This is a genomic window from Streptomyces sp. NBC_00344, from assembly GCF_036088315.1.
Taxonomy (GTDB): Bacteria; Actinomycetota; Actinomycetes; order Streptomycetales; family Streptomycetaceae; genus Streptomyces.
Genome location: NZ_CP107996.1, coordinates 4472493 through 4495712 on the forward strand (window position 1 = coordinate 4472493; position 23220 = coordinate 4495712).

A 23220-nucleotide genomic window follows, 5' to 3' on the forward strand; every position below is an offset into this window, starting at 1 on the left:
CGTGTTTGCGTACAAAACGGATATCTCACCCGCAATTTGCCATGAACTGCCATCCTTTACGGCGGTGCGGTGCCGTAGCCCTTGACGTCCGGCAGGCGTTGGACCTTGCGGAGAACGAGGAGGGGTTGCCTTGTTGGAGACCGGTATCGAGATGAGCGGTTCGTGTACGGCCGCCCGGCACAAGCCCGGCAGTGAGGTCAGCGCGGCACCGGACGGCGGGGCCGGTCCCTGCGATCTGGTGACGGTCCCCGCCCGGCAGGGCCTGGAGGCTGTGGACATCCTGCGCCGTGCGGCCGATGCCGCCGAGGTGGGGCCGGTGCTGCACGACGGCGCCTGCGACACGCTCGGCTTCCTGGTGCCGCCGGGCACGGCCGACGGCTGGGACATGCCGGGCAGTGCCTGCACCCAGACCAACGGACGCGGACTGCGCATTCCCGGCGGGCTGCCGGTCCTCGGCACCGGCTGGCTGCTGCCGCCCGTGGAGGACGCGCCGGTCACGGATCCCTCGGCGCTCAGGGCGGCACTGGGTGAGGCGGCGCGGCTGATCGAGGCGGCCGACAGCCACCGGTGAAGCCCGTTGGGGCGGCTGCCTCGTCCGAGGCGATACTGGGGGTGTGGCGAAGAACAAGAGGCAGGGCCGGTCAGCACCCGAGGCCGTCGTCGAGCAGGTGGGCGGCGGGGTCGCCGAGCTGAGGCCCGACCGGGACCGCCCGCGCGGCCGGACGCTGCTGCTCGACGGCGCCCCGCAGTCCCATGTGGATCTCGACGACCCCACCTACCTCGAATTCGAGTACCAGCGCAGGCTCGGCCATGTCATCGACCTCGTCGCACCGCCCAGGCAGCCGCTGCAGATCGTCCACCTCGGCGGCGGCGCCTTCACGCTGGCCCGCTACGCCGCGGCGACCCGCCCCCGCTCCACCCAGCAGATCGTCGAGGCCGACGGACCGCTGGTCCAACTGGTGCGGCGGGAGCTCCCGCTGGACCCGGGAGCGCGGATACGCGTCCGTACCGCCGACGCCAGAGCAGGACTGGCGAAGATCCCCGACGCCTGGGCCGACCTGGTCATAGCGGATGTGTTCAGCGGCGCACGTACGCCTGCTCACCTCACCAGCGCGGAGTTCCTCACCGAGGTCCGCAGGGCGCTGAAGCCGTCCGGCTGGTACGCCGCCAATCTGGCGGACGGTCCGCCGCTCGCCCATCTCCGCGGTCAGATCGCGACCGCCGCGGCGGTCTTCCCCGAGCTGGCGCTGGCCGCTGAGCCGACCGTGCTGCGGGGGCGGAGGTTCGGGAACGCGGTGCTCGTAGGGGCCGCCGTGGCGCTGCCGGTGGGGGAGCTGACACGGCGGGTCGCCGGCGACGGGTACGCCGGGCGGGTCGAGTCCGGGCGCCCACTGGTGGATTTCGCCGGTGGCGCGCGCGTGGTGAGCGATGCGGACGCGGTGGCCTCGCCCGCCCCGCCGCCCGCTGTGTTCGACTGAGCCGTGTGTGAGGAGCAGCGCGGCGTCCGCCGGGAGGCCTGGGCGGGACTTCTGACACACGGCCCGGCACCGGGGTGCCCCGCCGGGGCCGCCGCGCACACGGCGGCTGCCCCGTCAGTGGTCGTCCACCGCCACGGACGGCGCATGGCCGTTCCAGGTACAGAAGACGGACGCCGCCCGGTCCCCCTGAGTGAAGGTCACCCGGATCCATTCCGGCTGCTTCCAGACCTGGATCTGCCAGCCGTCCCCGGGCGATGCCGAGACCAGCTCCGCCGACCTCGTGCCGAGGTCGAAGACGACCCGGCCGCCGGAGAGCGTGTAGCTCCGCACATCCCCCGACCAGGCGGACGCGGGAGCCGGCGCCGATGCGGACGGTGACGAGTGCGGCTTCGCCGACCGGGAGGGCTTCGGGGTGGTGGTTGTCGCGCCTGCACGGCCCGGCCCCTCGTCGGGGGACGGGGACGGCGACCGGGTCACATCCGGCCGCTGGGTCGAGGACGACAGCAACTCCGGGCTGCCCGCGACCGGAAGCGCCCGAGGCGGGTCGTAAGCGGTGCCCGCCATCACCGAGTGCACCCCCCACCAGGTGAGCGTGACCGCCGCGCCGGTGGTGAGCGACCACGCCAGGGCCTGTGCCAGTCGCCGTACCATCGCGCCATAGTGCACCACCTGCCCCAGCCGTGTCGCCACCCGCAGAAGGATCCCCCGAGGACCCCCGAATGGCGTACGGTGCCGCCCATGGCAAGTGTGCTCGTGGTCGAGGACGACCAGTTCGTACGCTCCGCCCTCATCCGGCACCTGACCGAGGCCTCCCACACCGTACGGAGCGTCGGCACGGCCCTGGAGGCGCTGCGTGAGGTGGCCCATTTCGGCTTCGACCTGGTCATTCTCGATCTGGGGCTGCCGGACCTCGACGGGGCCGAGGCGCTCAAGATGCTGCGCGGCATCACCGACGTCCCAGTGATCATCGCCACTGCACGGGACGACGAGGCGGGAATCGTACGGCTGTTGAACGACGGCGCCGACGACTACCTGGTCAAGCCCTTCTCGGTGGAGCATCTGTCCGCCCGGATGGCAGCCGTACTGCGCCGCTCGCGCGCCAGGGCGGGCGCCGAACCGCCCTCGCGGCTGATCAGGGTGGGCGGCCTCTCGGTCGACCCGCTGCGCCGGCAGGCGGAGCTGGACGGGATCCAACTCGACCTCACCCGCAGAGAGTTCGACCTGCTGACCTTCCTCGCGGGGCGCCCTGGCGTGGTCGTGGCACGCAAGGAACTGCTCGCCGAGGTGTGGCAGCAGTCGTACGGCGACGACCAGACCATCGACGTGCATCTGTCCTGGCTGCGCCGGAAACTGGGCGAGACCGCGGCCAAACCCCGCTATCTGCACACCCTCCGGGGCGTCGGAGTGAAACTGGAACCGCCCCGATGAGGTGGGCCCTGGTCCGGGTGTCCCTGGCCGTCACCGCGATGGTCGTGGTGGCCTTCGCCGTGCCGCTGGGCCTGGTCATCAGGGAGATGGCCAGCGACCGCGCCTTCTCCGACGCCGAGCGGAACGCGGCGGCGATCGGCCCCACCCTCTCCATCACCGCCGACCGCCTGGCGCTGGAGAAGGCCGTCGCCTCCACCCCGGCCGGCGCCGCGAACCGGATGGCGGTGCATGTGCCGGCGGCCGGCGAACCGCGCAGCCGGGCCATCGAGATCGGGAAACGGCGGGCGAGCCGCAAGGACATCGAGGCGGCCCGCAGACAGGCCGTGATCACCGACGTGCCCGGCGGCTCAGCGCTGCTCCAGCCGACCGCCCTCTCCACCGGCAAGATCGCGGTGGTGGAGGTGTACGTCCCGGAGAACGAGGTCTCCAACGGGGTGGGCACCGCATGGCTGGTGCTCGCAGGCGTCGGGGCCGCACTGATCGTCGGCTCGGTGGCGGTGGCCGACCGGCTCGGCGTGCGTATGGTCCGCCCGGCGCAACGGCTCGCACGGGCCGCACACGATCTGGGCGAGGGCAGGCTCTCGGTCCGGGTTCCCGAGGAGGGGCCGCCCGAACTGCGGTCGGCCGCCTCCGCGTTCAACTCCATGGCCGACCAGGTCGTCCAGCTCCTCGACAACGAGCGCGAGCTGGCGGCCGACCTGTCCCACCGGTTGCGTACCCCGCTCACCGTGCTCCGGCTCAACGCGGCATCCCTCGGGGACAGCCCGGCGGCCGAACAGACCCGTGCCGCAGTCGAGAAGCTGGAGCGTGAGGTCGACACCATCATCCGCACCGCGCGCGAGCAGCGCCCGCAGACCCAGGGCGGACAGGGCGGCGCCGGCTGCGACGCTTCCGACGTCATCCATGAGCGGATGTCCTTCTGGTCGGCGCTCGCCGAGGACGAGGGCCGGGAGGTGCGGCTCGCCGGCATCGACCGGCCGGTACGCATCCCGGTGGTCCGGGCCGAACTGGCGGCGGCTCTCGACGCGTTGCTCGGCAACGTGTTCCGGCACACCCCCGAGGGCACTCCCTTCGCGGTCGACGTGCACAACGCGGACGACGCCGTCATCGTGCTGGTCTCCGACGCGGGCGGCGGTATCGCCGACCCGGCCGCCGCACTGGCACGCGGTAACAGCGGCGAGCGGGCGGGCTCCACCGGACTCGGCCTGGACATCGTGCGCCGGGTCGCCGAGTCGACCGGCGGCGACGTCCGCATCGGCCGCTCGGTCCTCGGCGGCACCGAGGTCCGTATCTGGATCGCGCTGGACGGCGGCCGTACGGCGCAGGGGCGCGGGCACCGGGTGCGCAGCCGACGGCGCACCGCGCTGCGCCGGCCGACATCCGTCTGAGGCGACGCCCGGCACCGGTCCGAGGTGACGCCCGCATCCGTCCGCTACGGCAGTCGAAACCCGCCTGACGCACCGCCCGGCGCGATCGCCGAACGGTCTGTTTCAGCTACCACCCGGGCACAGGGTGGTCTGAACCTTTAAACGTCCCCTTTGCCTTCCTTAAGCCCGCCCTAAGAACTCCGACTGCCGTCCTGAACTGGTCATTTGTCCGTTTCCGAGTCGCTAGCGTGCTCCACACCCCCCACTTCCGTAACGCAGAGGCAGGCACGCGATGAGTACGACGACGCACCGGCGCAAGGTGAGTGGCAGGACGAAGGTCATGGGCGCGGTCATTGCCGCGGCGGTCGCCGGCGGCGGAGCGTTCGCACTGACCGGCACCGCGCAGGCCGCGTCCATCGGCGCCGCCTACACCAAGACCTCGGACTGGAACGGCGGTTACACCGGCCAGTACGTCGTGACCAATGACGCCGGCAAGGCGCTCAAGGACTGGACGCTGGAGTTCGACCTGCCCGAAGGGACCAGGCTGAGCTCGCTCTGGAACGCCTCTTCCACAGTGGACGGCCGGCACGTCACCGTGAAGCCGGCGAGCTGGGACAAGGAAGGCATCGCCGCGGGCAAGTCCGTCACCATCGGCTTCGTCACCGCGGCGAGCGGCAAGGCGGGCGACCCGACCGGCTGTGTCATCGACGGCACCAAGTGCTCGGTCGACGCCGGAGGCACCCCCGAGCCGAGCGGCCGCCCCACCGGCACGCCCAAGCCGACGGCCACTCCCTCGGCCCCCGCGACGCCGCCCCCGACACCCACCCCCACGGGCACCACGGGCACGGGCAGCGGCACCGCGAAGGGCGCGGGCTTCGCCCCGTACATCGACACCTCGCTCTACCCCGCGTACGACCTGCTCGACACGGCCGGCAAGACCGGAGTGAAGGAGTTCAACCTGGCCTTCGTCACCTCCGGCGGCAGCTGTGCCCCGCTGTGGGGGGGCGTCACCGCCCTCGGTGACGACAAGGTCGCCTCCCAGATCGGTGACCTGCGAGCCAAGGGCGGAGACGTCCGGGTCTCCTTCGGTGGAGCATCCGGCACCGAACTCGGTATCGCCTGCAAGTCCGCCGGCGACCTGGCCGCGGCGTACGGCAAGGTCATCGACACCTACAAGATCACCAAGGTCGACTTCGACATCGAGGGCAGTGCGCTCCCCGACACCGCGTCCAACACCCGCCGCGCCCAGGCCATCGCCCAGCTCCAGAAGTCCCACCCGGGCCTCGACGTCTCGTACACCCTGCCGGTCATGCCCGAGGGCCTGACGCAGCCGGGTGTGGACCTGATCGCCGACGCGAAGAAGAACGGCGTCGGGATCTCCGCGGTCAACATCATGGCGATGGACTACGGGGCGTCCTACAGCGGCGACATGGGCGGCTACGCGATCCAGGCGGCGACCGCCACCCAGGCCCAGATCAAGGGTGTGCTCGGGCTGTCCGACGCGGACGCCTGGAAGACGGTCGCGGTCACCCCGATGATCGGTGTCAACGACGTCAACACCGAGATCTTCAAGGTCGACGACGCCAAGCAGTTGGCGGACTTCGCCAGGTCGAAGGGCCTGGGCCGGCTGGCCATGTGGTCCGGGGCCCGGGACAAGGCCTGCCCCGGCGGTCCCAAGAACTCCGCGGACGCGACCTGCTCGTCGATCGACCAGGACGCGCTCGCCTTCACGAAGGCGTTCGGCGCGAACAGCTGACGCCTTCCGCCCCCACCGCGTACGCCCCGGCCGGCTCCCACCCCCCACCCGGTCGGGGCGTACGCCTGTGCGGTCGGAAGGCGTTACCGCACGCCCGGGTGGGACGGCAGGGCGAGCCGCTGCGCCGCGCGTACGACGCAGGCGCGGCGCCGGGCGAGTTCGGCCGGAGCGCCGGCGTCGGTGCCGGTGAGCATCCGGGCGACCTGAGGCACGGAGAACCACCATGCGGCCAGCGCGATGATCATGAACACCAGATCGGCCGGGTCCAGGTCGTCGGTGAGGTCACCGGCGCGCTGCGCGGCCGAGACCGCCCGCACCTTCTCCTGGTAGTGCGCGGTGCGGTTCACCTCGTCGGCCACCCGGCCACCCGCCAGACCCTCCCACTGCAGCAGCCGGGCCAGCTCGGGATGGGCCGCGTGGTAGTCGAAGGTGAGCCCGGCGAACTCCCCGATGTCCTGAAGGCCCGCGGCGGGCGGCTTCGCGGATGCGGCGAGCTTCTCCAGCTCGTCGCGGAGCACCGTCCCGAACAGGGACTGCTTGTCGCCGAAGTACTTGTAGAGACGCTCCTTGTTGATCCCGGCGCGCTCCGCGATGCGGGCCATCGTCGTGCCGTCCGGGCCGTGCGCGGCGAACTCGACCGTCGCCGCTTCCTTGAGCCGTCGCCGCGTCCCCTCGGTGTCCCAAGCCATGAGCCCACCCTAATCCAGCCCAACGGCAACGTTGCGGTTGCGGCCGCCTGCGCCCGGCTGCCGGATCCCGGGAGGTACGGAGGCGGTCTCCCCGGCCGTACACCCGGCGGCTTACGGCGGCTTACGGCGGCCGGGTCGTGCCAGGGCCGAACTCCACTTCCGGAACCCGGGGTTCGGGGAAAAAACACGGAGGGCGCCCGGGGGCGCGCCGCGGCGCGTTTCCCCGTTCACCTTCCGGCGATCGGACGGAAATGGCGGTGTGATCGTGACCCTTTCCGGACGCATGGATTCCGATTCTCCATAGGTGTGGCTCTGACCTGGGGAAATGTGCCCTTGGGCGGAACTGCGTGCGGTCGCATGCGAGTCCGGGCAAGAGGGCGGACGGACACATTCGCATGACTTGCCGGACACGCTCGGGCAACGGAAGCGTCTTCAACTCTTGACACCCACCCCTCCGAGGAAGCAACCTTCCGGCATCGGCGCATGGGAGCGCTCCCACATCGCACGGCGAAATCGCGTGCGGCGGCACTGCCCGTGCCTCCCCCCTTGCACCTCCTGGCACCCGCACTCACCAGCGCGAATGCCGCGCAGTCAGAACGCCAGTCCCACCCTGGAACAAGGAGTAGTGGAATGCGTATCACCCGCACCGTCGGCGGCCGAAGCCGCAGAGCCGCGGTACTAGCCACCACGGGCCTCACGGCCACAGCCCTGCTGCTGGCCGGCTGCAGCGATTCGGATTCATCGGACACCGGCAAGTCCGAATCGAACGGGCCGATCACGCTGACCGTCTCGGACTTCGGGCAGTTCGGCTACAAGGAGGCCGGGCTCTTCGCGCAGTACCACAAGCTGCACCCGAAGATCACGGTCAAGGAGAACACCACCGCCGACGAGAAGGTCTACTACCCCAAGCTGCTCCAGCAGCTGAACTCCAACAGCGGTCTGTCCGACGTCCAGGGCGTCGAAGTCGGCCGGATCAAGGAGGTCGTCGACACCAAGGCGAACCAGTTCGCCGACCTCAGCAAGGTGATCAACGTCGGCGACTGGGTGTCCTGGAAGGAGAAGCAGGCCACCACACCGGGCGGTCAGGTGATCGGCGCGGGTACCGACATCGGCCCCATGTCTCTCTGCTACAACACCGACCTCTTCAAGAAGGCCGGCCTGCCGACCGACCGCGACAAGGTGGCCAAGCTGGTCGAGGGGGGCTGGAGCGACTACCTCGCGCTCGGCGAGAAGTACAAGAAGAGCGCGCCCGCCAAGACCTACTTCATGGACTCGGCCAGCGCGATGTTCAACGCCGTGGTGAGCTCGAACGCCCAGCAGTACTACGACGCGAGCGGCAAGCCGATCTACAAGACCAGCTCCAGCGTCAAGGACGGCTGGGACCTGGCGGCCCAGGCGGCGACCAAGGGCCTTTCCCAGGGCCTCGCCGAGTTCAACCCCCCGTGGGTCAACGCACTGCGCAAGGGCACCGTCGCGACCGTCCCCTGCCCCGCCTGGATGGCCGGTCAGATCTCGACCAATGCCGGTGTCGCCAACAAGGGCAAGTGGGACATCACCACGGCGCCCGGTTCGTCGTCGGCCAACTGGGGCGGTTCGTTCCTGGCCGTGCCCAAGAGCGGCAAGCACGTCGCCGAGGCCAGCGCGCTCGTGAAGTGGCTGACCGCCCCCCAGCAGCAGGCCGCGGTGTTCAAGGCGATCGGCTCCTTCCCGTCCAACAAGGGCGCCTACACCCTTCCCGACGTGCAGAACGCCAAGCTGCCGTACTTCAATGACGCGCCGATCGGCAAGATCTACGCACAGGAGGCCACGACCATCCCGGAGACGGTGCTCGGCCCGAAGGACGGCGTGATCAAGGACACCTTCTCCACCCAGATCAACAACATGGAGCAGCGGCACACCAGCTCCAAGGACGCCTGGGACGCGGCCATCTCGTCGATCGACAAGGCGGTCGGCTGACCAACACCGGTGCGGGCGGCCGACGGGCCGCCCGCACCGGCGCCGCCACCGGGGAGGCCCCGCCGTACTGGCCGGGTGCCCCTGGTCCGGTACCGCACATGGACCAGCGTTCCGACACCGCCACACCGGGCCGGACCGGTCCGCTCATCGCGCCGGGTCGGCGCACCCCAGGGAAGGACTCCCGCCTGTGGCAACCTCGACCCCCACCCGGGACACTTACGGCCCGCCTGACCGCGGCTCCCAGCAGATCTCTGCCGCCCGGCAGAAGTGGCGGAGCCGGCTGTGGCGGTTCGACGACAAAGCATCGCCGTACGCGTACATCGCCCCGTTCTTCCTCGTCTTCGGGGCCTTCGGCCTCTACCCGCTGATCTACACCGGCTGGATCGCCCTGCACCGGGTGGAGATGACCGGTCTCGACCAGATGCAGTGGGTCGGCTGGGACAACTTCTCCAGGATCCTTCAGGACTCCGAGTTCTGGACGGCGGTCAGCAACACCTTCCTGATCGGCGTCATGTCGACGGTTCCGCAGCTGCTGGTCGCGCTTGGCCTGGCCCATCTGCTGAACTACAAGCTGCGGGCAAGTACCTTCTGGCGCACGATCATCCTCACCCCGTACGCCACCTCGGTGGCGTCGGCCGCGCTGGTCTTCGCCCTGGTGTTCCGGGCCGACGGCGGACTGTTGAACTGGGTCCTGCACTTCATCGGGCTGGGCCACACCAACTGGACCAACGGGCACTGGACTTCGAAGATCGCCATCTCGATCATCGTGATCTGGCGCTGGACCGGCTACAACACCCTGATCTACCTGGCCGCCATGCAGGCCGTGCCGACGGATCTGTACGAGGCCGCATCGATCGACGGGGCCTCGCGCTGGCAGCAGTTCCGCAAGGTGACCATCCCCTCGCTGCGGCCGACGATCCTCTTCACGATCGTCATCTCGACCATCGGCTCCATGCAGCTGTTCGGCGAGCCGCTGCTGCTCGAGGGCGGCACCCTCGGAGCGACCGGCGGCAACGAGAACCAGTACGAGACGCTGAGTGTCTACCTCTACAACTACGGCTGGAATCTGGGGCATCTCGGTCCGGCCGCCGCAGTGGCCTGGGCCATGCTCGCCCTGCTGCTGATCATCGCGGCGATCAACTGGCTCATCGGCCGCTTCGTACGCAAGTCCGCGGCCTGACCGGGAGATATCCATATGACCATCACCAGCCCCACCCGCACCCGGGACTCCAGCGTCCGGCAGGCTGCCCACGGTGCCCCCCGTCGCCCCAGCCGGTTCAAGCCGGGCGCCGGACAGCAGATGAAGGCGGGCCCCTTCGCCTACATCGCCCTGCTCGTCGTCGGTATCGCGTCGGTCCTGCCGCTGTACTGGACCCTGGTCGCCGCGTCCCACACCCAGGACGAAGTACTCGACAGCACACCGCCGTTCCTGCCCGGCGGCCGGCTGATGCACAACCTCGACGCGGCCTGGGACCAGGCGCATCTCGGCAAGGCGATCGTCAACAGCATCGTCGTCTCCGGCTGCATCACGGCCGCGACGCTCTTCTTCTGCACCCTGGCCGGCTACGCCTTCGCCAAGATGCGGTTCCGGGGGCGCGGCGGACTGATGACCGCGGTCATCGCCACGCTGACCATTCCGCCGCAGCTCAGCGTCGTGCCGTTGTTCATGATGATGTCCGACATCGGATGGGGCGGAAAGCTGGAGTCGGTGATCTTCCCGACGCTGGTGAGCGCGTTCGGCGTCTTCTTCATGCGCCAGTACCTGTCCGAGGCGCTGCCCTACGAACTCATCGAGGCCGCCAAGATCGACGGCGCGAACAACATCCGCGTCGTCCTCAGTATCGTGCTGCCGGTGGCCCGTCCCGCGATGATGGTGCTCGGGATGCTCACCTTCGTGCAGGCGTGGAACGATTTCTTCTGGCCCTATCTCGCTCTGAACCAGCAGAACCCCACGCTCCAGGTGGCCCTCGGCCAGCTGAGCGCCTCCTACACTCCCGACCAGAGCATCGTCATGGCCGGCGCGCTGATCAGCACGCTGCCCCTGCTCGTGGTGTTCGTGATCTTCGGCAAGCGGATCGTCGGGGGCATCATGTCGGGAGCCGTCAAGGGGTGACACCCCGTCACCCGGTTGTGCCCGGACGCCTCGTACGGCCTGTCCCCGACCACAGGCCGTACGGGCACCGGAGTACGAGTCCACCTTTGCCCCTGCCCTTATTCGTCCACCCCTGGGAGCGCTCCCGCATGACCGCCGTACGACCCGACATCACCCCGAAGCAGGCGCCCGAGGCCACAGACTTCCCGACGGGCTTCGTCTGGGGGGCGGCCACGGCCGCCTACCAGGTCGAGGGCGCCGCCGCCGAGGACGGCCGCACCCCTTCCATCTGGGACACCTTCAGCCGTACCCCGGGCAAGGTCCGCAACGGTGACACCGGAGACATCGCCGCGGACCACTACCACCGGTACCGCGACGACGTGCAGTTGATGAGGGAGCTGGGTCTCAAGGCCTACCGTTTCTCCATCTCCTGGTCCCGGGTGCAGCCGACCGGCCGCGGTCCGGCCGTCGAGCGCGGTCTGGACTTCTACCGCAGGCTCGCCGACGAACTGCTGGAAGCCGGCATCACCCCGGTCGCCACCCTCTACCACTGGGACCTTCCGCAGGAGCTGGAGGACGCGGGCGGCTGGCCGCAGCGCGAGACCGCCGAGCGTTTCGCCGACTACACCGCCATCATGGCGGGCGCCATCGGTGACCGGGTCGGCACCTGGACCACCTTCAACGAGCCGTGGTGCTCGGCCTTTCTCGGTTACGGGTCCGGTGTGCACGCGCCGGGCCGCACCGAGCCCGCGGCTTCGCTGCACGCGGCCCACCACCTCAACCTCGCCCATGGCCGGGCGATCGAGGTTCTGCGCGGTCAACTCCCCGCTGCCGTGCAGACCTCGATCACCCTCAATCTGCACCAGGTGCGCCCGCTGACCGACAGCGCCGCCGACGCGGACGCCGCCCGCAGGATCGACGCGGTCGGCAACCGGGTCTTCACCGGGCCGATCCTGCGCGGCGCGTATCCCGAGGACCTGATCGAGGACACCTCGCACGTGGTCGACTGGTCCAGGCTGGTGCACGAGGGCGACCTGGCCACCATCTCGCGCCCCATCGACGTCCTGGGCGTCAACTACTACACGCCGACGGTGGTTTCCACCCCCGCGGCGGGCGGAGGGGACTCGCTCAACGACGGTCACGGCAGCAGCGAGCACTCCCCGTGGACCGGATCGGAGCATGTGGCCTTCCACCTCGCCGAGGGGAAGAAGCGCACCGCGATGAACTGGGCCATCGACCCCGACGGCCTCTACAACCTGCTCCTCGACGTCACCCGTGACCATCCGGGCCTGCCCCTGATGGTGACCGAGAACGGCGCCGCCTTCGACGACTACGTCTCCCCCGAGGGCAAGGTGGCGGACCCCGAGAGGATCGACTACCTGCACGGTCATCTGGACGCGGTGCAGCGGGCCGTCGCCGCGGGTGCCGACGTCCGGGGCTACTTCCTGTGGTCCCTCATGGACAACTTCGAGTGGGGGTACGGCTACTCCAAGCGCTTCGGCGCGGTGTACGTGGACTACGCGTCCCAGCGCCGCATCCCGAAGGCCAGCGCCCACTGGTACGCGGATGTGATCCGCCGTCACGCACTGCCCCCGGCGGGCGACTTCTCCTAGGCGCTGGGTGAGAAGCGGCGGCGCCGCCCGCCCTGCGGGGCAGCCGGGACTTCTCACACGGCCCAGGACCGTGACGCGGCCGGGCGGGCCGCGATCCGTCCTGCCGCCCGGCATCGAACGACCCAGGAGACCCGGCCGTGCGCCGGGTCTCAGCCGTTTCCCCGGGCGGATCCGCCGAGGGCAGCCGTGCGGTTATCGACCGGTTCACGACACCGTAGAGTGGGAGCGCTCCCATTGATGCTGGAGCCGAGGGGCCCGTCGTGCCCGCGGAGTGTCAAGGGACCCGACAACCGGACTTGGTTTGGTTATCCGACTGTGAGAAATTGACCGCGAACGGGAGGCAGCCATGGCGGCAGCGCGAGTACGGAGCGGCGGGCGGCCCACGCTCGAAGAAGTCGCGGCACGGGCCGGGGTCGGCCGCGGCACGGCCTCACGGGTCATCAACGGATCGCCGCGCGTCAGTGACCACACCCGCGAGGCGGTCGAGGCCGCCGTGGCGGAGCTCGGCTACGTACCCAACCGTGCCGCGCGGGCCCTGGCGGGCAACCGTACGGACGCCATCGCCCTCGTGGTGCCCGAGTCGGAGACCCGCTTCTTCGCCGAGCCCTACTTCTCCGGCATCGTCCAGGGCGTCGGCGCCGCCCTGGCCGACACCGACATGCAGCTGCTGCTCACCCTGGTGGGCAGCGACCGCGAACGCCAGCGGCTCGCCCACTATCTTGCCGCGCACCGCGTCGACGGTGTGCTGCTGGTGGCCGTGCACGCCGACGACCCCCTGCCGGACCTGCTGGAGCAGCTTTCCATTCCGGCGGTGATCAGTGGGCGGCGCTCCGACCACGAGACCCTTCCCTCGGTCGACTCGGACAACTACCAGGGGGCGAGGAGCGCCGTCGGGCATCTGGTGGCGCGCGGCCGCCGAACCATCGCCACGATCACCGGACGGCTGGATGTGTACGGCGCCCAGTGCCGGCTCGACGGCTATCGCAGAGCGGTCGCCGCGGCCGGCGTCGACAGCGACGAAGCGCTGGTGGCACCCGCCGACTTCTCCGAGGAGGGCGGCCGGCGCGCCATGGAGCTGCTGCTGGAGCGCAGACCGGACCTGGACGCGGTCTTCGCCGCTTCCGACGTGATGGCGGCCGGCGCCCGGCAGGTGCTGCGCGAAAGGGGCCTGCGCGTCCCCGATGACGTGGCTCTGGTGGGCTTCGACGACTCGTCCATCGCCCGGCACATGGATCCGCCGCTCACCAGCGTGCGCCAGCCCATCGAGGACATGGGCCGCGCCATGGCCCGCCTGCTGCTCTCGGAGATCGCGGCCCGCCGCACACCGGGCTCCGGGGTGGTCGAGCGGACCCAGGTGGTGCTTCCGACCGATCTGGTTCCGCGCCTCAGCTCGTAACACCGAGGCGCGGAAGGGGATCAGACGTTGGGCACCTTCAGCCGCTCCCAGGAGGCGGGCCCGGGGATGCCGTCGGCGTCGTCGTCCGAGTAGCCGAGCTTGCGCTGCCAGGCGGCGTACGACTTCCGGTCCGCCTCGGTCCAGTCCGGCCCCGGGCCGGACGTGTAGCGGTCGCAGCCCTCGGCGACCAGCCGCCTGCCCATCGCGGTGACCACCGCGCTGTGACGGCCCGGCCTGAAGTAGGAGGCGCCGGGATAGGGCTCGTACTGCGAGGGGATGGCGGGCCTGAACTCGGGCCAGCTGCCCGGGTCCTGATGGTCGTTCTCGGGCACCTGCGAGTGTCCGTACCAGCCTGCCTCCCGCTCCCACGTCCGCTCGTCGCGGTGCGAACGGAAGTCGGTGGGCCTGCCCATCGGCCAGGTGTCGGGCACTCCCCAGCTCCGGACCCAGCTGTTCAGTGAGCCCCAGCCCTTGCACGGGGTGTCCGTGAGTTCCGCGTGGACGATGCCGTCCACCCGGCAGTACGGGAAGAACAGCGCCTCGATCTGGATCACCACACGGCCCGCCCGGTTGGTGCGGGTGCCGCCCGGCTGGTCCACCAGACTCTTCGATCGCGAGGTCGCCGGCACGAACTGGGTGAAACGGCCGGTGAACGGGTCCCAGAGAAGATGGGGCGCCACGCCCCTGCCGGTGGTGTTACGGCCGAAGTAGTCGACGAGGTCGCTGTACGGCACCAGGTCGGCCGGCTTCGAAGCGGTGGCGTTCTTGTCCCAGGTGATGTGGGCCACGGCCTTGGCGGGGCCGCCTTCGGTTGCGGCGTGATCGCCGATGTCGAGGTGCTGGGCACCGGGCATCCACAGGTCGGACATGGTGACTCCAGGACAGGGAGTAAGCCCCGGGCCCGGTCGCCGCAGGGCATGGGCCTGCTACCGGGGACAACGGAACCGGCGGCCGGGACGACACGGTCGCCGGACGGCGGAGGGCGCCCGATGCACGGCATCCGGCCACGGCGGCGACCGGCGTACAGGCGCGGCGGACGACTCGGGCGGGGCAGGCGACTCGGGTGGGGCCGGGCGACTCCGGGTACGACGAAGGCCCGGTCTGTTCTCACAGACCGGGCCTTCGCCCTTCAAGGGTGAGTAACGGGACTCGAACCCGCGACATCCTGGACCACAACCAGGTGCTCTACCATCTGAGCTATACCCACCGCGACCCGGTCGTTTCCGACCGGCCGAGAAAAAGTGTACAGGGTCCGGGAGGGTGCTCGCTCCCGGCTTTTCCGGGAGCCCCGCGAGGCTCCCGGCGTTCTCTCCTCAGCTGCTATTCGGCGGGCAGCACGTACTTCGCCGCGATCTTCTTCGCGGTGTCCGAGTCCGGCCCCGGCTGCGGTACGAAGACCGCTTCCCGGTAGTAGCGCAGTTCCGCGATCGACTCACGGATGTCCGCGAGCGCCCGGTGGTTGCCGTTCTTCTCCGGGCTGTTGAAGTACGCCCTCGGGTACCACCGGCGGGCCAGCTCCTTGACCGACGAGACATCGACGATCCGGTAGTGGAGATAGCTCTCCAGATCGGGCATGTCGCGCAGCAGGAAGCCCCGGTCGGTGCCGACCGAATTCCCGCACAGCGGTGCCTTTCCCGGCTCCTTCACGTGCTCACGCACGTAGGCCAGCACCTTCTCCTCGGCGTCGGCCAGCGTGGTTCCCGCGTCCAGCTCGTCGAGGAGGCCGGATGAGGTGTGCATCTTCCGCACCACGTCGGGCATGGTTTCCAGTGCCGCGGCGGGCGGGCGGATCACGATGTCCACCCCTTCGCCGAGCACGTTCAGCTCCGAGTCGGTGACCAGTGCGGCCACCTCAATGAGTGCGTCGTCCGTCAACGAGAGCCCGGTCATCTCGCAGTCGATCCACACCATGCGATCGTTCATACGCTCTACCTTAAGGGCTGGCTGCCCGGTCGGGCCGGGCCGAGGCCCGACCGGACGCCATCCGCTAGGGCGCGCTCCGCTGGCCCGGCACCGTCGGGCGCCCGGCAGCGAAGGAATCCGAGTTCGGTTTGCCCGGATCCAGCGGTACGGACGCGGTCGCGGCCGGCCCCGGCAACGCGCCCGCAGCCGCCGTGCGGCGGGCCTGCGGAACGGTCTCCGGGACCGGGGCGGCCATCACCACCCCTTCGCCCTGCGGCCGCCGCGCCCGGTACGCAGCCCGGTAGGCGGCCGGGGACGAGCCCAGCTGGCGCCTGAAGTGGCCGCGCAGCGCCACCGGTGAGCGGAAGCCGCAGCGGCCCGCCACCTCGTCGACCGAATAGTCGGAGGTTTCGAGCAGACGCTGAGCCTGGAGCACCCGCTGGGTGATCAGCCACTGCAGCGGGGCGCTGCCGGTCAGCGAGCGGAAGCGGCGGTCGAAGGTGCGACGGCTCATGTACGCACGGGCGGCCAGGGTCTCCACGTCGAACTGCTCATGAAGGTGCTCCAGCGCCCAGGCGACGACCTCCGCGAGGGGGTCGGAGCCGATCTCCTCAGGTAAAGACCTGTCGAGATAGCGCTCCTGCCCGCCGCTTCTGCGCGGCGGCACGACCAGCCGTCTGGCCAGCGCTCCCGCGGCTTCGGCGCCGTGGTCCGTACGGACGATGTGCAGGCAGAGATCGATGCCTGCCGCGGTGCCCGCCGAGGTCAGGACGTCGCCGTCGTCGACGAAGAGCTCACGTGGGTCCACATGCACGGACGGGTAGCGCTTGGCCAGCGTCGGCGCGTACATCCAGTGCGTGGTGGCGGGCCGTCCGTCCAGCAGCCCGGCCGCGGCAAGGACGAACGCTCCGGTGCACAGCCCGACGATGCGTGCGCCCTCCTCGTGGGCGCGGCGCAGAGCGTCCAGCGCTTCGGGTGGTGGTGGCGAAGTGATCGAGCGCCAGGCGGGCACCACCACCGTCCCTGCCCTGCTGATCGCCTCCAGGCCGTAGGGCGCGGTGAGTTCGAGCCCGCCGGTGGTCCGCAGCGGTCCGTCCTCACCCGCGCTCACCAGCAGCCGGTAACGGGGAACTCCGGCGTCCTGCCGGTCGATACCGAAAACGGAGAGCGGAATCGAACTCTCGAATATAGGGCCGCCGCTGAAGAGCAGCACGGAGACGATCTCCTTGCGGCGGCGCCCGGAGAGCTTCCTCGCTGCCTCCGGTGCGGCGGTGGAGTCCTGGCCCTGGCTCATGGTGCTAAGCCCCCCTCGGTGCTCGCGGCTCCCTGTTCTTGTCGGGACTGTCGCTCCTGCACACTGCCTCTAATCGTCACGGCCCCTCGGTCCAGCACGAGATCCCCCGCCGTTTTACTCATGATCGAATCTACTGTGTCGTGTGGTGCCGGCGTGACAAGTTCGACGGACGGCACTATGTCGACAAGGCAACTTGGCGCGAAGCATTCGATCACGAAGCGTTTCACTCCGGGCGCTCTCAGGGAAGTGGGCGTTCCGTGCATGGCCCGTCCCCGTAGGGTGCGAGCGCCCGCTGTGGTCCTTTCATCGCAGGTGGCACGGGGGTTGGCGTACCGTTCCGCCAAGGTTGGGGCCCTACCGAGAAGTTGGCTGAAAAGTAACGGGAGCACCTGTGCGAATCAGTCAGTTCACCGGCGCACTTTCGTCGGGCCGACGGGCGCCCCTGTGCGCCCCCCGGCCATTCCATCCGTGCTGCGTACGCCGGTGTGAGCCGGGCCGGCCGGCCGACCTGGCGGCGCCGCGCTCCGACTGACGCAGCAGCAGCCGGCAGGCCGCGGTCACCGCGACGAGTCCCGAACCGGTCAGGACCGAGTCCCCGATGCCCGACCCGTGGACGAGCAGCACCAGGGGGACCAGGACGCAGCAGAAGGCCGCCCAGCGCACCACGTCGTTCGCCGAGCCCGACGAGGGTCCGGGGGGCGGACCGGGGCGTGCGGAAGGCGGCACGGAAGGCGGCACGGACGGCGGTGCGACCGGGCGGCGTGACTCCGTGCGGCCGGCGCGTGCGGGGTCGGGACGGGTCGGCGATGCGGGCACGCGCTGCTCCCTGGGAGACGTCGGGGTGACTCCCTGCCAACGGCCGGTTGCCGTCTCCGGTCACTGGAGCGGGAAGCTGTAGATGCCAACTGGCATTGCCATTCCCCGGCCTGCTCGGGCATGCTCCCTGGAACGCCGGAGTACATCGGCGGGCACTGGGCATGAAAGGAGTGTCGCCGTACCCTGGGGGTATGGGCTTGGGAAGATGATTCCCGGACACAGCTCCATCGCCAGGTGCCGTTCCCTCCCAAGAGGATCTTCTTCGCCGAGATGCCGATGGCCGGTTACGAACACTCCGAACCCGCGGACCGCAAGCAGATCGCCGACACCTCGGCCGACCTCCATGCGGCGGAAGAACCACGTCAGTCCTGTGATCCCGCTTTCAGACACGGGGTCGTCGTCGGCTTCGACGGCTCGACCTCCAGCGAGCGGGCCCTTGCGTATGCCATCGGGATGGCCGTGCGGCTGGGTTCAGGACTGATCATCGTCCATGTCGCCAACCGCCTCCCGACCACCGTGTGGGCGGGCTGTGAGCCCCCGGTCTTCGTGGATGTGCCGGACCACCGCACGGAAGTGCTCGGTCTGGAGCTCGCCTGTGCGGACTATCTGACCGAGGTGCCCTGGATCCTCGTGGAGCGGGGCGGCGACATCTGCCATGAGCTGGAGGAAGTCGGCCGTGAGTACTCGGCCGACGGGATCGTCGTGGGGTCGACCCACGGGATCGTCGGCCGGATCTTCGGATCCGTGGCCGGGCGGCTCGCGCGGCGCGCCCAGCGGCCCGTGATCGTCATCCCGTAGCACCCCGCTGACCCCCGCCGCGGAGCGCGGTGGCTTCGCGCCGCGCAGGACGCCGTGGAGCCGCCGGAAGGCCGAAGGGCGCGGGCCGGATCCGAGGAGCGCAGCCGTTCCGGCGGCGGCCGGCGTGACCGGGTCCCTGCTGCACAGCCGGTAAAACTACCGACGCGTAGGGGTGGATTGTGCCTTTGTGAAGGGTACATACGTGTCGCCGGGGCAACAGTCTCACCGCAGCCGAAGGGCCCGAATCCCTTCCCGGGCGCGCCGCCGGCCGGGGAGTGACGGCCGCCGGCTGAGTGGCTGCAGGCCGGTGCTGGGCGGCACCGGCATACCGGAAGGCGGCCCCCGCGCGCATGGTGGCGTGTGCGGGGGCCGCCTTCACGCGTGTGCACGCGCGTGCGGTGCCGACGTGTGGTGGCCGCGGACGGTGAAGCGGACCTGTCGAAAGTGGTCTACTCGACGGTGACCGACTTCGCGAGGTTACGCGGCTTGTCGATGTCCCGGCCCAGTGCCAGTGCCGTGTGGTAGGCGAGGAGCTGCAGCGGAATCCCCATCAGGATCGGGTCCAGCTCGTCCTCGTTCTTGGGCACCACGATCGTGTGGTCGGCCTTCGGCTGCTCCTGGTGGGCGACCGCGAGGATCCGTCCGTCGCGCGCCTTGATCTCCTCGAGCGCCGCCCGGTTCTTCTCCAGCAGGTCGTCGTCGGGAACGATGGCGACGGTCGGCATCGCCGGTTCGATCAGTGCCAGCGGGCCGTGCTTCAACTCCGATGCGGGGTAGGCCTCCGCGTGGATGTACGAGACCTCCTTGAGCTTCAGCGAGGCCTCACGGGCGACCGGGTAGCCGCGCACCCGGCCGATGAACATCATCGACTTGGCGTCGGCGTACTCCGCGGCCAGTTTCTCGATATCGCTCTCGCTGTCCAGGATTTCGGAGATCTGGGCAGGCAGCTTCCGCAGCCCCGCGATGATCCGCTTGCCGTCCGCCACCGAGAGGTCGCGGATCCGGCCCAGGTGAAGGGCGAGCAGCGCGAAGGAAACCACCGTGTTGGTGAAGCACTTGGTGGAGACCACGCAGACCTCGGGTCCTGCGTGGACGTAGACCCCGCCGTCGGTCTCCCTGGCGATGGCCGAGCCGACGACGTTCACCACACCGAGTACGCGGGCGCCCTTGCGCTTCAGTTCCTGCACCGCGGCCAGCACGTCGTAGGTCTCACCGGACTGCGACACCGCGACATACAGCGTGTCGGGGTCCACCACCGGGTTGCGGTAGCGGAACTCCGAAGCGGGCTCGGCGTCCGCGGGGATCCGGGCCAGCTCCTCGATCAGCTGAGCACCGATCTGGCCCGCGTGGTACGAGGTCCCGCAGCCCAGGATCTTCACCCGGCGCACGCCCCGCGCGTCACGGGCGTCCAGATTGAGGCCGCCCAGGTGCACCGTGGAGAACCGGTCGTCGATACGGCCGCGCAGCACCCGGTCGACTGCCTCGGCCTGCTCGGAGATCTCCTTGTGCATGTACGTGTCGTGGCCGCCCATGTCGTACGACTCGGCCTCCCACTCCACGGTGGTCGGCGTCGACGAGGTGGTCGAACCCTCCGTCGTGTACGTACGGAAGTCGTCCGCCTTGAGCGTGGCCATCTCGCCGTCGTCGAGTGTGACGACCTGGCGGGTGTGCGAGACCAGGGCCGCCACGTCGGAGGCGACGAACATCTCCTTCTCGCCGATGCCGAGCACGACCGGGGAGCCGTTGCGGGCGACGACGATGCGGTCGGGGAAGTCGGCGTGCAGCACCGCGATGCCGTAGGTGCCCTCGATCAGCCGGACGGCCTCGCGGACCCTCTCCTCCAGCTTCTCCGCCTGCGAGCGCGCGATGAGGTGGGTGAGGACCTCGGTGTCGGTGTCGGAGAGGAACTCCACCCCGTCAGCGGTCAGTCTGGCCCGCAGCTCGGACGCGTTGTCGATGATCCCGTTGTGGACCACGGCGACCTTGCCGGACGCGTCCAGATGAGGGTGGGCGTTGGCGTCGCTGGGGGCGCCGTGGGTGGCCCAGCGGGTGTGGGCGATACCGGTGGTCCCCGCGAAACGCTTGGGGATGCGGGCCTCGAGCTCGCGGACACGGCCCTTCGCCTTGACCATCTTCAGAGCGGCGGCCTTGGGGGAGGAGATGACGATCCCCGCGGAGTCGTAACCCCGGTACTCCAGTCGCTGCAGCCCCTCCAGCAGCAGTGGTGCCACATCACGCTTGCCGATGTATCCGACGATTCCGCACATATCGCTTCTTCAGCCCCTCGTCCGTACTAGCCGTAGATCATGCGGCGCAACTGCCGCAGGGAGAGCTCGGGCGGTGCCACTGCACGATGAGGCAGCTCGTCCGAGATCCGCTGGAAAATGTCCGGGTTCGTCAGTCCGCGGGTCTGCAGTTCGCGATGACGCCTGCGGACGAACTCCTCCGTCGTCTCGTCGAAGTACGCCAGTACGTCAAGGACCACCCGGGCGGCCTCGCCGCGCTGGAGCGCGGTGCTGCGCACCAGGTGGTCGATGAGGTCGTCGTACGACGGACGGCTTTCGAGCACCTGTTGATATTGGGGTGGCGGGCGATAGTTTGCAAGATTTCTGCCCGATATCGGGCACGTGATGGCGTTAGAGCCACTTCGGGATCGCTTGTTTGGCTGATTTGAACTCTTCGGCGTCGAGAATGCCCGACTGATACACCCACCGAGACCCGCAGCCGGAGCAGCGCCCCATCGCGATCGTCCGCCGCCGATCCGCCCCGATCCGCCCCGATCCGCCGCCGGATCCGTGGACGCCCGGGCGACAGGGTCTCCGGTCCCCTCCGGTCGGCAGTGGCGCGCAGGGGAGCCGGATTCCCGCCCCCGGCCACCAGGAGTGGTCTATACCTTGACCGCACCTGGGGCGTCAGGTACGCATGGGACCAGTTCGTTGCCCAGCACCACAGTGGTGAGACCCCTCGAAGGGAATCCGCTTGTGAGACTGCCCGGAACAACACTGTCGGCAGGAGTGCCCCGGCTCCTCGGCACGCTGCTGCTCGTCTGCTCGGCCGGCCTGGCCGGAGCCGGAGCGGCTCCGGCCGCATCTCCCGGCCCGCCGTTCGTCCAGGCCGCTGTCCGCCCGCTCGGCCAGGTCGTACCCGCGCCCGCCTCGGTGCGCCCGGGTGGCACTCCGTACACCCTCACCAGCAGGACGAGCATCCAGGCGGAGTCCCGAGAGGCACGACAGGCCGGCATCTACCTGGCGGAGGTGCTCAGGCCGTCGACCGGTTATGCCCTGCCGGTCGGCGAGGGGAGTCGGCGCGGCAACGACTCCATCCGTCTGCGGCTCGACCCCCGTGCCCACGGACTGGGTGACGAGGGCTACCGGCTGGACAGCTCGCGCCGCGGGGTCACCATCACGGCCCGCAAGGGGGCCGGGCTCTTCCACGGCGTGCAGACGCTCCGTCAGCTGCTTCCCGCGTCCATCGAGGAGAAGGGCCGGCAGCGGGGCCCCTGGAAGGTCGCGGGCGGCGTCATCACCGACGTCCCGCGCTACGCGTACCGCGGTGCGATGCTCGACGTCTCACGGCACTTCTTCACCGTCGGGCAGGTCGAGCGGTACATCGACGAGCTGGCGCTCTACAAGATCAATGAACTGCACCTGCATCTCAGCGACGATCAGGGCTGGCGCATCGCCATCGACTCCTGGCCGCGGCTGGCCGCCTACGGAGGCTCGACCGAGGTCGGCGGCGGCAGCGGTGGCCACTACAGCAAGGCCGACTACCGGAAGATCGTCCGCTACGCGGCGGCACGTCATCTGGAGGTCGTCCCCGAGATCGATCTCCCCTCGCACACCAATGCGGCCCTGGCCTCGTACGCCGAGCTGAACTGCGACGGGGTCGCGCCCCCGCTCTACACCGGCACCGATGTGGGCTTCAGCTCGCTGTGTGTCCCCAAGGCGGTGACCTACGACTTCGTGGACGACGTGGTGCGGGAACTGGCCGCGATGACCCCTGGCCGCTATCTCCACATCGGCGGTGACGAGGCCCACTCGACGAGCCAGCAGGACTACGCCGCCTTCATGGCAAAGGCGCAGGCCGTTGTCGGCAGGTACGGCAAGACGGTGGTCGGCTGGCACCAGCTGACCGCCGCGGACCCGGTGAAGGGCGCGGTGGCGCAGTACTGGGGTTACGACGGCACCGGCGCCGCCGAGCGGACCCAGGTGGCGAACGCGGCGAAGGCGGGCACCCGGCTGATCCTCTCTCCCGCGGACCGCGCCTATCTGGACATGAAGTACACGGAGAGCACACCGCTCGGGCAGGACTGGGCGGGGCTGGTCGAGGTGCGGCGCTCCTACGACTGGAATCCCGGCAGCTATCTGGAAGGCGCCCCCGCCGCATCGGTCCTCGGTGTCGAAGCGCCGATCTGGACGGAGACACTGACCGACAACGAGGACATCGACATCATGGCGTTCCCCCGGCTGCCCGGTATCGCGGAGCTCGGCTGGTCGCCGGCCGCCACCCATGACTGGGACACCTACCGGATCCGGCTCGCGGCACAGGCCCCGCGCTGGGACGCACTCGGCATGCACTACTACCGGTCCCCGCAGGTGCCCTGGCCGGCGGCCGGTTAGCGCCCGGTGACCCCGG

20 protein-coding genes and 1 tRNA gene are annotated in these 23220 nt (G+C 69.9%); 12 read left to right on the forward strand and 9 right to left on the reverse strand.

Translation table 11 applies throughout. The features are described from left to right. Nucleotides 1–133 precede the first annotated feature (133 nt). Nucleotides 134–571, forward strand: a complete 438-nt coding sequence (locus tag OHS16_RS20230; RefSeq protein WP_443042783.1) for a hypothetical protein — start codon at nucleotides 134–136, stop codon at nucleotides 569–571. A gap of 43 nt (nucleotides 572–614) precedes the next feature. Then, nucleotides 615–1478: a spermidine synthase gene (locus OHS16_RS20235; protein WP_328538626.1), complete on the forward strand. Its 864-nt coding sequence runs from the start codon at nucleotides 615–617 to the stop codon at nucleotides 1476–1478. A 114-nt stretch (nucleotides 1479–1592) separates the two neighbouring features. On the opposite strand, the gene OHS16_RS20240 is transcribed toward OHS16_RS20235, so the two are convergent. After that, on the reverse strand, nucleotides 1593–2129 hold the full coding sequence (locus OHS16_RS20240) for a hypothetical protein (protein ID WP_328538627.1): 537 nt from the start codon (nucleotides 2127–2129) through the stop codon (nucleotides 1593–1595). 87 nt (nucleotides 2130–2216) lie between these two features. Between OHS16_RS20240 and OHS16_RS20245 the strand changes: the two genes are divergently transcribed. The 3 genes from OHS16_RS20245 to OHS16_RS20255 all read left to right on the forward strand — a co-directional run bounded on the left by OHS16_RS20245 (nucleotide 2217) and on the right by OHS16_RS20255 (nucleotide 6029). After that, nucleotides 2217–2906 (forward strand): response regulator transcription factor, encoded by a 690-nt coding sequence (locus tag OHS16_RS20245; RefSeq protein WP_328538628.1) that lies wholly within the window; start codon nucleotides 2217–2219, stop codon nucleotides 2904–2906. Beyond that, the gene (locus tag OHS16_RS20250) at nucleotides 2903–4294 is read left to right on the forward strand and encodes a HAMP domain-containing sensor histidine kinase (RefSeq protein ID WP_328538629.1); all 1392 of its coding nucleotides are present in this window, start codon (nucleotides 2903–2905) and stop codon (nucleotides 4292–4294) included. The genes OHS16_RS20245 and OHS16_RS20250 overlap by 4 nt, the downstream gene beginning before the upstream one ends. Nucleotides 4295–4565: 271 nt before the next feature. Beyond that, entirely contained in the window at nucleotides 4566–6029 is a 1464-nt protein-coding gene (locus tag OHS16_RS20255; protein ID WP_328538630.1) for a glycoside hydrolase family 18 protein, read from the forward strand. Nucleotides 6030–6112: 83 nt separating this feature from the next. On the opposite strand, the gene OHS16_RS20260 is transcribed toward OHS16_RS20255, so the two are convergent. Continuing rightward, nucleotides 6113–6718 (reverse strand): TetR family transcriptional regulator, encoded by a 606-nt coding sequence (locus OHS16_RS20260; protein ID WP_328538631.1) that lies wholly within the window; start codon nucleotides 6716–6718, stop codon nucleotides 6113–6115. 630 nt (nucleotides 6719–7348) lie between these two features. On the opposite strand from OHS16_RS20260, the gene OHS16_RS20265 reads away from it, so the two are divergent. The 5 genes from OHS16_RS20265 (at nucleotide 7349) to OHS16_RS20285 (ending at nucleotide 13775) form a co-directional block, all read left to right on the forward strand. After that, nucleotides 7349–8674, forward strand: coding sequence for an ABC transporter substrate-binding protein (locus OHS16_RS20265; protein WP_328538632.1), 1326 nt, complete (start codon nucleotides 7349–7351; stop codon nucleotides 8672–8674). Nucleotides 8675–8861: 187 nt separating this feature from the next. Beyond that, nucleotides 8862–9854, forward strand: a complete 993-nt coding sequence (locus OHS16_RS20270) for a carbohydrate ABC transporter permease (RefSeq protein ID WP_328538633.1) — start codon at nucleotides 8862–8864, stop codon at nucleotides 9852–9854. A 15-nt stretch (nucleotides 9855–9869) separates the two neighbouring features. After that, nucleotides 9870–10787 (forward strand): carbohydrate ABC transporter permease, encoded by a 918-nt coding sequence (locus OHS16_RS20275; RefSeq protein WP_328538634.1) that lies wholly within the window; start codon nucleotides 9870–9872, stop codon nucleotides 10785–10787. A 128-nt stretch (nucleotides 10788–10915) separates the two neighbouring features. Further along, nucleotides 10916–12379 (forward strand): GH1 family beta-glucosidase, encoded by a 1464-nt coding sequence (locus OHS16_RS20280; protein WP_328538635.1) that lies wholly within the window; start codon nucleotides 10916–10918, stop codon nucleotides 12377–12379. 346 nt (nucleotides 12380–12725) lie between these two features. After that, nucleotides 12726–13775, forward strand: coding sequence for a LacI family DNA-binding transcriptional regulator (locus tag OHS16_RS20285; RefSeq protein WP_328538636.1), 1050 nt, complete (start codon nucleotides 12726–12728; stop codon nucleotides 13773–13775). Nucleotides 13776–13795: 20 nt separating this feature from the next. Here the strand turns inward: OHS16_RS20285 and OHS16_RS20290 are convergent, their stop codons facing one another. The 5 genes from OHS16_RS20290 to OHS16_RS20310 all read right to left on the reverse strand — a co-directional run bounded on the left by OHS16_RS20290 (nucleotide 13796) and on the right by OHS16_RS20310 (nucleotide 17787). Further along, nucleotides 13796–14644, reverse strand: coding sequence for a peptidoglycan-binding protein (locus tag OHS16_RS20290; protein WP_328538637.1), 849 nt, complete (start codon nucleotides 14642–14644; stop codon nucleotides 13796–13798). A gap of 265 nt (nucleotides 14645–14909) precedes the next feature. Beyond that, nucleotides 14910–14982 (reverse strand) — tRNA-His (locus OHS16_RS20295). Between the two features lie 113 nt (nucleotides 14983–15095). Then, nucleotides 15096–15698, reverse strand: coding sequence for an oligoribonuclease (orn, locus tag OHS16_RS20300; protein WP_328538638.1), 603 nt, complete (start codon nucleotides 15696–15698; stop codon nucleotides 15096–15098). 64 nt (nucleotides 15699–15762) lie between these two features. Further along, complete coding sequence (locus OHS16_RS20305) at nucleotides 15763–16971, reverse strand: helix-turn-helix domain-containing protein (RefSeq protein WP_328538639.1); 1209 nt, start codon at nucleotides 16969–16971, stop codon at nucleotides 15763–15765. 402 nt (nucleotides 16972–17373) lie between these two features. Beyond that, on the reverse strand, nucleotides 17374–17787 hold the full coding sequence (locus tag OHS16_RS20310; RefSeq protein ID WP_328538640.1) for a hypothetical protein: 414 nt from the start codon (nucleotides 17785–17787) through the stop codon (nucleotides 17374–17376). Between the two features lie 276 nt (nucleotides 17788–18063). On the opposite strand from OHS16_RS20310, the gene OHS16_RS20315 reads away from it, so the two are divergent. Next, nucleotides 18064–18585 carry a universal stress protein gene (locus OHS16_RS20315; protein WP_328540920.1) on the forward strand — a complete coding sequence of 174 codons (522 nt, stop codon included), beginning with the start codon at nucleotides 18064–18066 and terminating at the stop codon, nucleotides 18583–18585. 449 nt (nucleotides 18586–19034) lie between these two features. On the opposite strand, the gene glmS is transcribed toward OHS16_RS20315, so the two are convergent. Continuing rightward, nucleotides 19035–20852 (reverse strand): glutamine--fructose-6-phosphate transaminase (isomerizing), encoded by a 1818-nt coding sequence (gene glmS, locus OHS16_RS20320; RefSeq protein ID WP_328538641.1) that lies wholly within the window; start codon nucleotides 20850–20852, stop codon nucleotides 19035–19037. Between the two features lie 26 nt (nucleotides 20853–20878). Continuing rightward, a complete protein-coding gene (locus OHS16_RS20325) occupies nucleotides 20879–21154 on the reverse strand; it encodes a hypothetical protein (protein ID WP_328538642.1) in 276 nt (91 codons plus the stop codon). 412 nt (nucleotides 21155–21566) lie between these two features. Between OHS16_RS20325 and OHS16_RS20330 the strand changes: the two genes are divergently transcribed. Beyond that, nucleotides 21567–23204 (forward strand): beta-N-acetylhexosaminidase, encoded by a 1638-nt coding sequence (locus OHS16_RS20330; protein WP_328538643.1) that lies wholly within the window; start codon nucleotides 21567–21569, stop codon nucleotides 23202–23204. The last annotated feature ends 16 nt before the right edge of the window (nucleotides 23205–23220 follow it).

Excerpts from the sequence above, each read along its gene's own strand:
- OHS16_RS20240 (WP_328538627.1), bottom strand. The coding sequence starts at position 2,129 with ATGGTACGGCGACTGGCACAGGCCCTGGCGTGGTCGCTCACCACCGGC.
- OHS16_RS20245 (WP_328538628.1), top strand. The coding sequence starts at position 2,217 with ATGGCAAGTGTGCTCGTGGTCGAGGACGACCAGTTCGTACGCTCCGCC.
- OHS16_RS20250 (WP_328538629.1), top strand. The coding sequence starts at position 2,903 with ATGAGGTGGGCCCTGGTCCGGGTGTCCCTGGCCGTCACCGCGATGGTC.
- OHS16_RS20255 (WP_328538630.1), top strand. The coding sequence starts at position 4,566 with ATGAGTACGACGACGCACCGGCGCAAGGTGAGTGGCAGGACGAAGGTC.
- OHS16_RS20260 (WP_328538631.1), bottom strand. The coding sequence starts at position 6,718 with ATGGCTTGGGACACCGAGGGGACGCGGCGACGGCTCAAGGAAGCGGCG.
- OHS16_RS20265 (WP_328538632.1), top strand. The coding sequence starts at position 7,349 with ATGCGTATCACCCGCACCGTCGGCGGCCGAAGCCGCAGAGCCGCGGTA.
- OHS16_RS20275 (WP_328538634.1), top strand. The coding sequence starts at position 9,870 with ATGACCATCACCAGCCCCACCCGCACCCGGGACTCCAGCGTCCGGCAG.
- OHS16_RS20280 (WP_328538635.1), top strand. The coding sequence starts at position 10,916 with ATGACCGCCGTACGACCCGACATCACCCCGAAGCAGGCGCCCGAGGCC.
- OHS16_RS20285 (WP_328538636.1), top strand. The coding sequence starts at position 12,726 with ATGGCGGCAGCGCGAGTACGGAGCGGCGGGCGGCCCACGCTCGAAGAA.
- OHS16_RS20290 (WP_328538637.1), bottom strand. The coding sequence starts at position 14,644 with ATGTCCGACCTGTGGATGCCCGGTGCCCAGCACCTCGACATCGGCGAT.
- orn (WP_328538638.1), bottom strand. The coding sequence starts at position 15,698 with ATGAACGATCGCATGGTGTGGATCGACTGCGAGATGACCGGGCTCTCG.
- OHS16_RS20305 (WP_328538639.1), bottom strand. The coding sequence starts at position 16,971 with ATGAGCCAGGGCCAGGACTCCACCGCCGCACCGGAGGCAGCGAGGAAG.
- OHS16_RS20315 (WP_328540920.1), top strand. The coding sequence starts at position 18,064 with ATGGCCGGTTACGAACACTCCGAACCCGCGGACCGCAAGCAGATCGCC.
- glmS (WP_328538641.1), bottom strand. The coding sequence starts at position 20,852 with ATGTGCGGAATCGTCGGATACATCGGCAAGCGTGATGTGGCACCACTG.